Annotated in this window: 9 protein-coding genes; all 9 read left to right on the top strand. The window is 39.0% G+C overall.

Annotated elements, in window-relative coordinates:
* Nucleotides 1–18 precede the first annotated feature (18 nt).
* The 9 genes from BM739_RS15675 (at nt 19) to BM739_RS15635 (ending at nt 13,840) form a co-directional block, all read left to right on the top strand.
* Nucleotides 19–792 (top strand): glucose 1-dehydrogenase, encoded by a 774-nt coding sequence (locus BM739_RS15675; RefSeq protein ID WP_076542277.1) that lies wholly within the window; start codon nt 19–21, stop codon nt 790–792.
* A 7-nt stretch (nt 793–799) separates the two neighbouring features.
* A complete protein-coding gene (locus BM739_RS15670) occupies nt 800–3,220 on the top strand; it encodes a glycoside hydrolase family 2 TIM barrel-domain containing protein (protein WP_254843566.1) in 2,421 nt (806 codons plus the stop codon).
* 189 nt (nt 3,221–3,409) lie between these two features.
* Nucleotides 3,410–4,240: a 5-dehydro-4-deoxy-D-glucuronate isomerase gene (kduI, locus tag BM739_RS15665; protein ID WP_076542274.1), complete on the top strand. Its 831-nt coding sequence runs from the start codon at nt 3,410–3,412 to the stop codon at nt 4,238–4,240.
* Nucleotides 4,241–4,383: 143 nt separating this feature from the next.
* Nucleotides 4,384–5,622 (top strand): NAD(P) transhydrogenase subunit alpha, encoded by a 1,239-nt coding sequence (locus tag BM739_RS15660; protein ID WP_083698197.1) that lies wholly within the window; start codon nt 4,384–4,386, stop codon nt 5,620–5,622.
* A complete protein-coding gene (locus BM739_RS15655; RefSeq protein WP_076542271.1) occupies nt 5,622–5,897 on the top strand; it encodes an NAD(P) transhydrogenase subunit alpha in 276 nt (91 codons plus the stop codon). Before BM739_RS15660 ends, BM739_RS15655 begins: the two co-directional genes overlap by 1 nt.
* A 9-nt stretch (nt 5,898–5,906) precedes the next feature.
* Nucleotides 5,907–7,277, top strand: a complete 1,371-nt coding sequence (locus BM739_RS15650) for an NAD(P)(+) transhydrogenase (Re/Si-specific) subunit beta (RefSeq protein WP_076542268.1) — start codon at nt 5,907–5,909, stop codon at nt 7,275–7,277.
* A gap of 514 nt (nt 7,278–7,791) precedes the next feature.
* Entirely contained in the window at nt 7,792–10,806 is a 3,015-nt protein-coding gene (locus tag BM739_RS15645) for a TonB-dependent receptor (RefSeq protein WP_076542265.1), read from the top strand.
* Nucleotides 10,807–11,230: 424 nt separating this feature from the next.
* Nucleotides 11,231–12,880, top strand: coding sequence for a glycoside hydrolase family 88 protein (locus BM739_RS15640; protein WP_076542264.1), 1,650 nt, complete (start codon nt 11,231–11,233; stop codon nt 12,878–12,880).
* Between the two features lie 33 nt (nt 12,881–12,913).
* Entirely contained in the window at nt 12,914–13,840 is a 927-nt protein-coding gene (locus BM739_RS15635) for a DUF4861 family protein (protein WP_076542262.1), read from the top strand.
* The last annotated feature ends 173 nt before the right edge of the window (nt 13,841–14,013 follow it).

Raw genomic sequence — 14,013 nt, 5'->3', positions numbered from 1 at the left:
GATTAGTAGGAATAAGCAATGAATACATATTTACAACAACAATTTGGTTTAGAAAACAAAGTCGCGATTGTCACTGGTGCAAGTCGAGGTTTGGGGCAAGCTATGGCCATTGCACTGGGTGAAGCTGGCGCGGTTGTTGTTGCGGTAGGCTCTAAAGCTGAAAATGTGGCTACCACCATTGAACAACTTAAAAGCAAAGGTATTGAGTGCTTGGCACTGGGTTGTAATCAAGCTGATTCTGAACAAATTAAGCAAACTGTTGCAACCACAGTAGCAGCGTATGGTCGTGTTGATATTTTAGTTAATAATGCCGGTACCATTAAGCGCGCGCCTGCCCATGAATTTACAGATGAAGATTGGAACGAAGTCATCAACGTTAACTTAAACGGGGTATTTAAATTTTGCCGTGAAGCTGGCAAACATATGCTTAAGCAGCGCTCCGGTAAAATCATTAACATCGCCTCTTTATTAAGTTTTTCTGGTGGTATTACAGTACCGGCTTACGCAGCAAGTAAGGGCGGTGTAGCACAAATTACTAAAGCATTAGCCAATGAATGGGCGGCACATAATATTCAGGTTAATGCGATTGCACCCGGTTATTTTGAAACTGACAATACTGTCAATATTCGAAAAGATGAGGCTCGCTTAAAAAGTATTACTGATCGTATACCGAGTGGTGTTTGGGGCAAACCGGAAGATTTAGCTGGCGCAACAGTTTTTTTATCGTCACGAGCAGCTAATTACATGAACGGACATATTATGCTGGTTGATGGCGGATGGATGGCACGCTAAGGAAAAGATGATGAATTACATTAAACACCTAGTGTCATTACCAGCATTAAAAGCGATTGTATTAAGCTTTGCGGCAATGTTCTCTTTTTATTCAAATGCACAAAATATTACTATAAATAGTGACTGGCAATATCTAGAAAGTAACGTAAAAAGTGTATCAGAAGCATTGAAGCATTCTGAATGGCAAACTGTTGTGATACCGCATACATGGAATGCCACCGATACAGTCGATTCGATGCCTGGGTACCGCCGTGATGCGAGTTGGTATCGTAAAACCCTCACTTTACCTAAAAATACTAATAATCGCTTTGTTGTGTATTTTGAAGGGGTAAATATGCAGGCTGAGGTTTTTGTTAACGGTGAAAAAGCCTTTGAACACATAGGTGGATATGTAGGGTTCGATGTTGAAATTACCCGGTTCTTAAGCAAAACGGGCGATAACGAAATTCTCGTCCGCGCCAGTAATGAATATAACCGAGACTTGATCCCATCTCAGAAGTCTGACTTCTTTATACACGGTGGCATAACTCGTGATGTATGGTTAAAAACATTGCCACAAAACTTTATTAGTCGTGTCCAGGTGGATATGCCCAAAGTCTCTACCGAAACTGCGGATACCTTGATTATTTCTGAGATTGATGCTGAACATAATCAGACTGTTAAATTAACTTATTCGTTAACCGATCCATCGGGTACAGAGGTTTTATCACAAAATCAACAGGTTGATTTACGCTTAGGGAAGCAGCAAGTTAGCCAAGCATTGAATCAAATCAATAAGCCTCAATTGTGGTCTCCTGCTGCTCCTAACCTCTATAACTTAGCAATAACGTTAACAGCCGATGACAAAGAGCTACAAACAATTAATCAAGTTGTAGGTTATCGCTGGTTTGAAATGAAGCCTAATAAAGGTTTTTATGTCAATGGTGAAAAAATGCTTATCCGTGGTACCCATAGGCATGAAGAACATGCAGGGATAGGGGCCGCCTTATCCAACAAATTGCATTATAAAGATATGCAACAAATTAAAGATATGGGAGCTAACTTTGTCCGTTTAGGGCATTACCCTCAGGATCCTGAAGTTTACAAAGCCGCTAATGAACTGGGTTTGGTTATTTGGGATGAGTTGCCGTGGTGTCGTGGAGGTATTGGCGGCGATGAGTGGAAAAGCAATACTGAATATTTATTAAAAGCACAAATCAAACAAAACCGTAATGAGCCAAGTATCGCATTTTGGTCATTAGGGAATGAGATGTATTGGGAAGAAGATTTTGAAGGCGGTGGTGATCCGGCTAAAATTACACCATACCTTGAAAAGCTTAATCAATTAACCAAGCAGCTCGATCCCAGCCGTATTACCACGATACGTAAATATTATCCTGGTGCAGATATCGTTGATGCCTTTTCACCTTCTATTTGGGCTGGTTGGTATGGTGGATCTTACGGCCAGTATGCAGATGCTATAAAGTCATCGATGCAGAAATATCCCACTTTTTTACATATGGAGTATGGTGCATCAAGCCATGTAGGGCGCCATACCGAAACCCCGATTAGTAAAGATGGTATGCAGGGGGCGCAAGTCAGTGTTGATGAAGCAATGAATCAAGCCGTTGTTAAAAGTGTCGCTAAAGATAGCGATTGGAATGAAAATTATGCGGTAGATTTATTTGATTGGCACACCATAGTGACTGAAAATACCGATAATTTTGCAGGTAATGCACAATGGGCCTTTAAAGACTTCGGTACACCATTACGACCAGAGAATCCTATTCCTTATATGAATCAAAAAGGCTTAGTTGATCGTAACGGTAATCCAAAAGATGCTTATTATGTTTTTGCCAGCCATTGGTCAACTAAGCCATTTTGTTATATCGAATCTAAAACTTGGACACATAGAAATGGACCAAAAGAAGGGCAAAAGGTCACCGTTTACTGTAATACCGAGACTGCAGAACTATCATTAAATAATAAAAGTTTAGGGAAAAAAAAGCGTGATGCTGAACAATTCCCTGCTGGCGGTTTGGTGTGGCAGGTTCCTTTTGAAAATGGTGAAAATACCTTACGAGTCCATGGGCGCACTGCTAATGGTGTCGAAGTTAAAGATACTCTTAATGTTAACTATTTGATTGGTTCACACGGGGAAATAGCCCAAATAAAGCTATCCTCTAAACCATTATCTAATGGCAATGTATTGATTGAAGCACAAGCTGTAGATACTAAAGGTAATCGTGTACTGGATTATAATAAACGTAGTTATTTTTTTAATATGACCAGCCATGGACAGTTAATTGAGAATCAAGGAACACCAACGGGGAGTAGCATTATTGAAATGACCAGTGGTTACGCGGCGATAGAGTTTATTCCAGGTCAAAAACCAACAACAATCGAATATAGAAATCAAAATGTTAAAGGGGTTTATTTAGCTCTTTAATGAGTGATATATATTTTTGAAAAATGGCCTAAATATGGGTCATTTTTTTTCAAAAAAACACACTGGTAAAGTGGCATTACCAATTCACATGAAGTATATTGTTAATAACTTTGAGTGCTTGAGTTGCCTCGCTGTTGCGGTCTCAGTTCTCTCTAAAATAAACTAGTTAAGCATGATTAAGGATTCATTATGGATTTTATGTTCTCGGCAGACATTAGAAGTTACAAAACAATGCGTAATGACGAATTACGTGAGGCATTTACCACAGCTCCTTTGTTTGAAGGCGGTAAAATAAACCTTACATATACCGATGTTGACCGCGCAGTTATTGGTGGAATAACACCATTAGCACAAGCAATCGAACTACCAACACATAAAGAACTTGCTGCTGACTATTTCTGCCAGCGCCGAGAAGTTGGGGTTATTAATATTGGTGGTGAAGGTGCTGTTGAGGTTGATGGTATTTCATATGCTATGGCGAACCGCGATAGTTTATATATTGCCAAAGAAAGCCAAAAAATAATATTTTCATCAAATAATTCAGCTGAGCCTGCTAAGTTTTATTTAGTGTCATACCCTGCTCATAGAGTGACTAAAACGGTACATGTACCAAAAAGTAAAGCCAAGTTTATAGAGCTCGGCTCACAAGAAACCTCTAATGAACGGACCATTTTTCAATCTATTCGTCCTGGTATTGTAGATAGCTGTCAGCTTGTGATGGGGATTACAGAGCTTAAAAAAGGCAGTGTCTGGAACACTAAACCGCCACACACACACTTCAGACGTACTGAAGTCTATATGTACTTTGATTTACCTGAAGAAGAGAAGGTTTTTCATTTAATGGGTGAGCCTACTGAAGTTCGTACATTACCTATTGATAGTGAAGTTGCAATAGCTTCACCAAGTTGGTCTATTCACAGTGGTGTTGGTACATCAAACTATACCTTTATCTGGGCGATGGGCGGCGAAAACCAAGAGTTTGACGATATGGACCATATCGAAGTTAAGACACTGCGTTAACGCTGAGGTACATAAGTAAACCTCACTTGATTTAATAACCTGCTGGCGGCCGTCAGCAGGTTTATCACCACACTTGACCTTATCTGACATTGAACATGTCGGAGGGATAACTGCATCATTAATTTAACGATGAGGACAATTATATGGCAACCATTGCCTGTGTTAGAGAAGCGACAGCTAATGAGCGGCGTTGCGCATTAATGCCTGTAAATGTAAAAGCATACAAGCATTTAGGCGCTGACGTTATTATTGAATCAGGCCTTGGAAAAGGCCTTCATATTTCAGATGAAGAATATATTAATGCTGGTGCGAGTGTATTAGCTGATCGTCAACAAGTTTTATCGTTAGCTGATGTTATTTTGTCAGTTAATCCATTAACTGAAGCTGATATTGACAATATCAGCGATAAAATTGTTATTAGTTTTTTAGACCCATTTAATGATAGCGGTTATACCGATTTGTTATGTCGCCAACAGATTACAAGTTTGAGTATGGAAATGATCCCAAGAAGTACTCGTTGTCAAAAAATGGATGCCTTAAGTTCCCAAGCAAGCCTTGCGGGCTACGTCATGGTGACCAAAGCCATTGCTGAACTACATAGCATTTTGCCTATGATGATGACGGCCGCAGGAACGATTAAACCAGCCAAGGTTTTTATTATCGGCGCAGGGGTTGCTGGGCTACAGGCTATAGCGACAGCGAAACGTTTAGGCGCTGCAGTCACCGCTTTTGATACGCGAGAAATTGTGGCAGAACAAGTGCGTTCACTCGGGGCAAAATTTTTAGATATTGATTTAGGTGAGACGGGTCAAACTGCGCAAGGATATGCGCAAGCGTTAACTGAAGTACAGATTAAAATACAACAACAAGCGCAAGAAAAGTGCATTGCGGAATCAGATATTGTAATCACTACAGCACAATTATTTGGTCGTAAACCGCCACAGCTTATCAATCAATCTACAATTGCTTTGATGAAACCAGGATCTGTCATCGTCGATATGGCTGCGTTAAGCGGTGGTAATGTTGATGGTTCTATAGCGGGTAAAACGAACTCTGTTTACGGAGTAAAAATTATTGGCACTGGTAATTGGTCCAATGAAGTTCCACTCAATGCCTCACAAATGTACGCTAACAACCTTATGAGTTTGGTTAGTGAGTTTTGGAACAAAGAATCGAATCAACTGAAGATTGATTTAAACGATGACATTCTGAAAAGCGCTGTCATAACTCATCAAGGTCATATTACCAATGAGACCATCCGTAAATTTCTTCATTTGCCACCATTAGATGTGGCATCTATTAAAGACTCAGAGATTGAATTAACTACCTTGACTCCGCTTATGGCTGAATCATTAAATCAAAAAACTGTGGAGCCAGCATAATGATAGCTATTTATTTATCGTTAATTTTATTGTTAACCATCTTCGTTGGATTTGAACTTATTAGAAAAGTGCCCGCTACCTTGCACACACCACTGATGTCTGGTGCCAATGCGATATCTGGTATCACCGTTGTCGGTGCATTGAGCTTAGCAGGTGGAGAATCTAATGAGATGGCTACATGGTTAAGTGCTTTTGCAGTAATGCTAGCAACAGTCAATGTTGTGGGTGGTTATTTGGTTACAGATCGCATGCTTGCCATGTTTAAAAAGCGATAGGATAAAGACATGAATGATTTTTCTATACTTATCAATGCAGTATACGTTATATGTACTTTGCTATTTATTTTTGGATTAAAGTTGTTAGGTCATCCATCAACGGCACGCAAGGGCAACTTGTTATCTGCGCTAGCCATGCTCGTTGGGGTGGTGGTGACTTTACTCGACCGTAGTATTATTTCATTTGAACTCATTTTAGCCTCTATCGTTGTTGGGTCTGCGATAGGCGTTTTCGCAGCAAAAAAAGTGGCGATGACCTCTATGCCTGAGCTGGTATCATTATTTAATGGCGTTGGAGGTTTAGCAAGTTTAGCGATAGCTTACGCAGCGATTATTAGCGAAAGCCAGTTGAGTTATTTTGTGCTCTTTGTGAGTTACCTTGCCTTACTTATTGGCGCAGTTACGTTTTCTGGGAGTATTGTTGCATGGGCAAAGCTTAGTGAACGTATAGTGGGTCGACCCATTGTATTTAAAGGTCAAGCATTTGCTAATGTGGCCCTAATTATTGCGATTTGTGTTGTAGGTTATTTGGTCATTACACAGCCTGAGTTAACAACCTGGCATTACTTGGCCATTGGCTTGGCATTGTTAATGGGCGTGATGTTGGTATTGCCAATTGGCGGGGCGGATATGCCGGTCGTCATTTCATTACTCAATAGTTATTCTGGCTTAGCGGCCTGTGCAGCAGGCTTTGCCTTGGAAAATAACTTATTGATTGTCGCAGGAGCTCTGGTGGGCGCCAGTGGGATTATTTTAACCAATATTATGTGTAAAGCGATGAATCGTTCTTTGGTTAATGTATTAACGTCTGGTTTTAAAGCTGTTGTCACCAATGACATAAAAATAGAAGGAGAAATAAAGCCGCTATCAGCTGATGACGCTTTTTTTGTACTTGAGGCGGCTCAATCGGTATTGGTCATTCCTGGTTATGGTCTTGCGGTTGCACAAGCGCAGCATGCAATGAAAGAACTACAGGAGATACTTGAAAAAAATGGTGCTGAAGTCGCTTATGCGATACATCCAGTCGCAGGACGAATGCCTGGACATATGAATGTCCTATTGGCAGAAGCCGATGTTTCATATGAGCAACTGTTTGAAATGGATGACGTCAACCCGCAGATAGCACATTATGATGTTGCTATCGTGATAGGCGCCAATGATGTGGTAAACCCGGCTGCCAGAGAAATGCAAGGTAGTCCTATTTATGGAATGCCTGTCATTAATGCTGACTTAGCTAAAAATGTATTTGTGTTGAAACGCGGTATGGCAACAGGGTTTGCTGGTATTGATAATCCATTATTTTTTAAACCCAATTGCCGGATGATTTTTGGTGACGCGAAAGAGACCCTTAATAAGCTTGTGCACCAATTTGCAGATTAAAACACAAGCAGCCAATTTATATATCTGATTGGCTGCTGTTTTTATAACTTTTAGCCTAGCTATGAATTTGTTCTAGTATCATCTGTTCCAGTACCATTTGAACTAATACCATCAGCAATTAATTTTCCCCTTATATCTGCTTCTCATCTCAGCCTTTAATTATTCTAATCATTAATATTATCAATGATGACTATACCTACCTCAAGGGCTTAACATTTTTTTATTGCCTGGCTTCATACATTTTATTGACCATTTTAAACACTCCCAAGTAACGTTTTTACAGCTAAAAATGTCAAATTCACGCAAATCGGCTTAAAAACAGAAAATAAATGTTAATTTTTTTAGCTTTAAATGTTAATTAATATCATGTAGTTATCGTTACACTTGTATTTTGGTAAGGCCACTTTGCCATACGGCCGCCTTGCCTTTTGTTTTTTAGGTGATAAATTAACCTATGTGCAGGGGGAGCTGTATGCATAGAAATGATAATTAAACAAAAATAATGGGGAATGTAATGGATTTAATTAAACCTAAAAAGTCGATGACGTTTAAACGCACTCTACTGAGTAGTGTAATCGCACTTTATTGTTGTAATGGCTTCGCAGCTGATGCTGTTACCGATGTCGTCAACGATGCGGAAAATAAGTCAGTTACAAAAAAACAAGATGATATTGAAGTTTTAGAAGTCAGAAGTGTATTTAAGCAAAATCTAGAATCAGCACTTTTTGATAAAAAATCTTCTGATGAAATTAGCGATAGTATTTCAGCAGAAGACATTGGTTCTTTGCCTGCTCTAGATATGGGCGAAGCATTACAAGCCGTTCCCGGTGTGCAATTAAACCGTGAAGGTTCTCGACGAGAATCTAGTGTTAACTTACGCGGATTACCTTCTGGTTTTGTATTAACGACAGCAAATGGTCAAGCAATCGCAACACCAACCCGAAATGCTAGCGGTAACGCATTTGGTCCAGGTAACCCTTTTGGTGCATATGACCCGTCAGTATTTAGTGGCCTAAAAGTGGTTAAGTCACTGTCTGCGGATATGATTGAAGGTGGTATCTCAGGTACTATCGACCAAGGTTTAAAAGGTGCATTAAGCCGAAAAGATTCGTTAGTTTTACAGCTTGGTGGCCGTTACGAAGAATTAGCAGATAAAGTCGATGGTGAAGGCGTTATATCAGGTAGTAAGCACCTTATCGAAGATAAATTAGCCATCAATGGTACATTTGCTTATTCAGATCAATCTTTTAGACGTGATGTTGTACGTATTAATGCTTATGACACCATATCAGAACAACAATTTGATCAAGGTAATAACAGCGGCACTTTTGCAGAATATAAAGCTGCAAACAATTTACCTGACAATGCTATTATACAAATGCCTGGTGAATATCGCCAACAAAGCGAAACCAACTCAGGTAACCGTTTCTCATTTTCAGGCGGTATAGAATACCAAGCGACTGATGCCTTAAAACTGGGTTTTAATACCATTATCACTAAACGTGAACTTGATGAGTCTCGCCTTGAGCAACTTGAAATGCGTTTGGACCAAAAAACGGTTGGTATTACACCGCGTTCTGAATATGCTCCACGTGATACAGGTCAAGTAGGTACCGATGGTGAACCTATTTACACATTATCAGGGGTAGATTTTAATAATAGCCGTTATTACTTTGATAATCGCGGTGAAGGTCAAAAAGAAGAAGCTGAAGCTTATATTTTTGATGCTGAATACGTAATCGGGATGTGGAAGCTTGATGGTGCATTAACCTTATCATCTGCTGAGAATGAGTGGTCTCAAGTCCTTATTTCTTCACGTATAAATAGTCCATCAGGCGTTGATGGCAGTATTTATACTGGTGAAGGTGATATTGGTGACTTCAACATGGATTTGACCGGAACCGATACTTCAATGGATTGGGATGGCGCAACATGGGTACCTAAAACACAAGTTGCAAATACTGCAGTGACTAACACCACAGGTGCCAATGGCTTGTACATGTTACTAACCGGTAACTATGAAAAAATTGAACATGAAAGCAATGCATTTGAAATTAATGCTGAACGTGATTTCGAAGAGGGCTTCATCAAGAGTGTTCGTTTTGGTTACCGTTATGCTGATACGTCATTAGATTCTGAATATGCTAAAGGTTCTCCAGTTGGCGTAGACCCTACTGGTATTTTAACGTCAGACGCGATGATTGATCCGTCTTATGTTAGTGAAAACTCATTTTTTGGTGGTGATGCTCCTGGTTTTGTAAGTGCTGCAGATGGTTGGCGTTCATTTGACTTTAATTCTGTTAATAATGCGTTGCTATCAACCATTGATATTAATCAAATTTCACCATCAAATGATGGTGAGCAGCCAGTATTTTCGCCAACGGGTTATATTACTCGAGGCGGGCGTCAAGCTGATGGTTTAGTGTATTCATCCACTCTTGAAACCAATGCAGCCTATTTAATGGCTAATTATGAGTTCGAATTCGGTGATCACTATTTACGCGGTAATTTAGGTGGTCGCTATATTGAATCTAAAACTGAATCTCGAGCACCACTTGCAGGCCAAGGTGATATTAATGATTTAGAAGAGGGCGTATACCCTGATGATTATGATCATTTCTTACCGACCTTCAATGCAGCGATCAACTTAGATGAAGACGATGATTTACTGTTACGTTTTGCCTATGGGCAGTCACTTGTTCGTCCGGATTTACGCGCAGCAAATCCATCAGCCTCTTTCAATTATATTCCAGGACTTACTACGGTTAGTTTACCAGGGGTTGGTATTAAGCCATTTGAAGCTGAATCGTTTGATTTATCGCTTGAATGGTATAACCGCCCAGGTAGCTCAATCAGTTTTGCGGTATTCCAAAAAGAAATTGAAAACTTATTTGATTCACAATCTATTTGCGACTCATCAGCCTTAAGTGAAACTGGGGTAGATTTAGGGGCATTAACGTTAGATCCTGATGGTACTTGTCGTACAGATGGCAATGATAATTTAAGTGATGCAGATTTAGTTTCAGCAGGCGATGAAGTACGCCTAAGTGGAACCGTTAACATCGAAGACACGATCAAAGTTCAAGGTTATGAATTATCTATACAGCAAAATCTAGACTTTTTATCGTATCCATGGAATGGCTTTGGTGGTGTATTTAACTACTCAAAAACAACCCAAGATGATTCTGATGAAGTTCGTGTGCCAGGGATTTCTGAAGACACCTTCAATGTTATTGGTTATTACGAGCAAGAGAACTACGGTGTTCGTTTAGCCTATAACTACCGTTCTGAATATGATTTAAGAACAGTAGGAACGTCAAATGGTTCAGGTGATCGAAGTGTAAAAGCCGCTGGGCGTTTAGATGCCTCTGCATATTATAACTTCACTGACAGTTTCACCGTGAGTTTAAAAGCATATAACTTAACAGATACCCTTTATGAAGAGTATCAAAATAATGAATGGCAACCACGTGCTACGAATTATGATGGACGAGTATATGCGCTATCGATGAAATATAAATTTTTATAAGCACTAACTCTTAATATGCTTTATTCGTTATAGGTGAGTTTGTTTTAATATAAACATCCGCCTATAGCGTCTAAAGCACTGTTATTAAGTATTACTTATTATTAATTACTCCCTCTAAATTAATGAAGTCATATCTTTATAATCATAAGGTATTATTTTATATCTCAATATTTTCGTTCTTTTAAATGAAATCAGTTTTTAAACGTGGTGAATCCCCATCTTTCATTAAAACACACTACCACAAATAAGATAACTACACCTCTATGTGCAGTGTGTGAAAGCTATCTGTATGAATTAATAGTAAATTATATGAAGTTCGTAATGCTATCCGCTTGTTAATTAATTGGGTCGTGTGGTATGGTGGTATTACCAATATTAACATCGTAAAAATTACAAAATTAAAGTATTAATAAAGGTCTATAATATGAAAAAAACACTTTGTTTACTTATCAGTATCAGTCTTTGGGGATGTGCAAATCATGATAATGAATATACTTCTCAATTGGGTATAAAAAGTGATTCTATTCTAGAAACACAATTTACAGATACGATGGCTAAGGAAAATTTAGCGTTTATAAAAGATCAATATGTGAAAATGATTGGTCATATAGATAATAATAACCATGTAAAATTTGCTGCTGCCTGTGCTAATGACAACAATATATGTTTTCCGCGTGCAGAAGAGGACGGAGAAATATATCTAGAGCAGCCTGCAAAGTGGACTAATGGTTTTTATCCCGGTTTATTATGGAAGCTATTAGCTGCTAACGATAAAATAAAGAACTTTCCTGCTGACGAACAACAATTAGTATTAGCAAAAGCTAAATTCTATCAAGATGCCTTAATGCCTGAAACACAAAGAGGTTCAACTCATGATTTGGGTTTTATATTGTATGACTCTTTTGGTGAAGCACTTGAATATGATGGCCTAACGACTGCTGAAAGGAATGCGTACACTAAAGCATTAGATGTAGGCCGAGCCACCTTGGCGTCGAGGTTTGATAAAGATAAAGGTGTGATTAAATCATGGGATTGGGGGCCGACATATCCAGCTCATTACCTAGAGAACGGTAAAGTATTAAGTAAAAATATGGAACTGGCAGACCCTTGGACTTTTCCTGTCATCGTAGACAATATGATGAATTTAGAGTTCTTAATGAGTAGCAGTAACACTGAATATAGAGAACTTGCCTTTAGCCATGCAGATCAAACTTATTATCACCAATATTTTTATGCTGCGGATGACAAAAAAGATCAATATCCCATCGCTTACCATTTATTTGACTATGACTCTATGCGTCCTGGAAACTGGCAGGGGGTAGGCAATATTTCAGCATGGGCGAGAGGACAGGGCTGGTCATTATATGGTTATGTCACTGTAATTGAGGCTCTTAAACAACAAGACGCTGAAATGTCTTTGCCTAATTTTGATATCCATGTTGCAAACTTAGTTAACGCTATTGAACATTTTTTGAAAAATGATCCAGTGCCTATTTGGGATTATTATGCTTCGGCAGAGAATGCTTTTGAAATAGCCGAAGATCAAAGTCGTGATACCACACATTATTCTCGGATATTAGATTTGTGTGACTTTGAAATAGCTGCTGATATTTTGCCATATAATGGCTATAAGCCGGTAAAAATAGATAAAGACATTTTATCTACAGCGACTATTAATGAATTATCAACTATGACTTCAGCTTATAATCAGCCATTCATTCAAGGCGATAAAGTATTGCCTTGTGGAAGTCAGTCCTATCAACGAAATGCTAATCATATTCCAAAAGATACCTCAGCAGCAGCACTTTATGCATCAGCTCTTTATCGTCTAGCAAAGTTTACGACTAATACAGATCTTCGTGATCAATCCATTAAACTTGGCGATAGAATTATGGCTGAATTAACTGCAAAATATTTAACGCTTAGCAACAAAGGTCGTGACTTTGAACTGGGTTTTGCCTTGGTACAAGCCACTGGCAACATGCCCAATGCGAGTGAAATAAATACCTCTATTGTTTACGCTGATTTTTATTTCTTAGAGGCCAATATCCGTAAATTAGCATTAGCTCAATAGAGCTTCAATTTATCCAGCATGGAGATAATAGACATGTCTATTAATAAATTTTGTAGCTGCGTTTTTACGGTATTGATTGGCTTAACTTTTGTAGGCTGTAGTTACGATAAATCCGTAAATAACCAATCTGTAAATAATAAACTAGATACAACCGAGGCTAATATCGTAAAGCCTAAGGTAATGGCTTACGGACGTTTTGTACCTGAAAGAAGTGATGATTTTGCTTGGGAAAATGACAAAGTTGCTTTTAGGGTTTATGGGCCAGCGGCGCCACTTAAAGGTCATGCAAGTGGTGTCGATGCATGGTTTAAAAAAGTGGATTATCCGATTATCGATAAGTGGTATAAAGCACACTTAGAGGGGCTGTCATACCATACTGACCGCGGCGAAGGCTATGATCCATACCATACAGGAACAAGCCGAGGTGTGGGCAGTACTGCTATTTGGTTCGAAGGTAAACCTTATTATTCTCATAGTTATAAAAGCTATAATATACATAAGAATAAGGGTGCTGAAGTTAACTTTACCTTGTTATATGAGTGGGATACTCCGCTTGGTTTGGTTAATGAGAGCAAGAATATTTCATTAAAGTTAGGGCAGCAGTTATTTGAAGTTAACTCGGTATTCTTACTAAATGGTAAAGCTGCTGTTTTACCCATCGCACTGGGTGTTACCACTCATGATGAAAAAGCTAACGTTTTTAGCAACCCAGAAACCGGGCGTATATCAACATGGGAATTAATTGACGGGATAGGTGTTGGCACTGGCGCAATAGTCGAGCCCAAATTAGTGAACGAGATTAAACATGTCGCAAGTGATGTTAAAGATGAAAGTCACCTGTGGATAATGACTACCAGCGATACTGAAGGTCATTTTAGTTATCGGGCAGGCTTTGCATGGGCTGGTGCTAATGAGATCATCAAGGCTTCACAATGGAATCGTTATCTGGATAACCAATAATTAACTGAGCTTTTACTGAAAATTGGATAGCTTTAAAACTATGTCACTAACAGGAATGAAAATGCCGTTATAATCGCTATCGTGTTGTTTCTATTAGTTATGCCAGCAGGTTCGTAGCGTTGGGGTCAAATAGGGGGGCAAACTAGCTAAAAAAAGCTCAAGCAATTTGCTTG

Origin of the sequence: Shewanella sp. UCD-KL21 (assembly GCF_001957135.1) — a bacterium.
Taxonomy (GTDB): domain Bacteria; phylum Pseudomonadota; class Gammaproteobacteria; order Enterobacterales; family Shewanellaceae; genus Shewanella.
Note: the sequence above shows the minus strand (reverse complement) of the source record. Positions and strands in the feature narration are given on the sequence as shown.

Excerpts from the sequence above, each read along its gene's own strand:
- BM739_RS15650 (WP_076542268.1), top strand. The coding sequence starts at position 5,907 with ATGAATGATTTTTCTATACTTATCAATGCAGTATACGTTATATGTACT.
- kduI (WP_076542274.1), top strand. The coding sequence starts at position 3,410 with ATGGATTTTATGTTCTCGGCAGACATTAGAAGTTACAAAACAATGCGT.
- BM739_RS15675 (WP_076542277.1), top strand. The coding sequence starts at position 19 with ATGAATACATATTTACAACAACAATTTGGTTTAGAAAACAAAGTCGCG.
- BM739_RS15640 (WP_076542264.1), top strand. The coding sequence starts at position 11,231 with ATGAAAAAAACACTTTGTTTACTTATCAGTATCAGTCTTTGGGGATGT.
- BM739_RS15645 (WP_076542265.1), top strand. The coding sequence starts at position 7,792 with ATGGATTTAATTAAACCTAAAAAGTCGATGACGTTTAAACGCACTCTA.
- BM739_RS15635 (WP_076542262.1), top strand. The coding sequence starts at position 12,914 with ATGTCTATTAATAAATTTTGTAGCTGCGTTTTTACGGTATTGATTGGC.
- BM739_RS15655 (WP_076542271.1), top strand. The coding sequence starts at position 5,622 with ATGATAGCTATTTATTTATCGTTAATTTTATTGTTAACCATCTTCGTT.
- BM739_RS15670 (WP_254843566.1), top strand. The coding sequence starts at position 800 with ATGATGAATTACATTAAACACCTAGTGTCATTACCAGCATTAAAAGCG.
- BM739_RS15660 (WP_083698197.1), top strand. The coding sequence starts at position 4,384 with ATGGCAACCATTGCCTGTGTTAGAGAAGCGACAGCTAATGAGCGGCGT.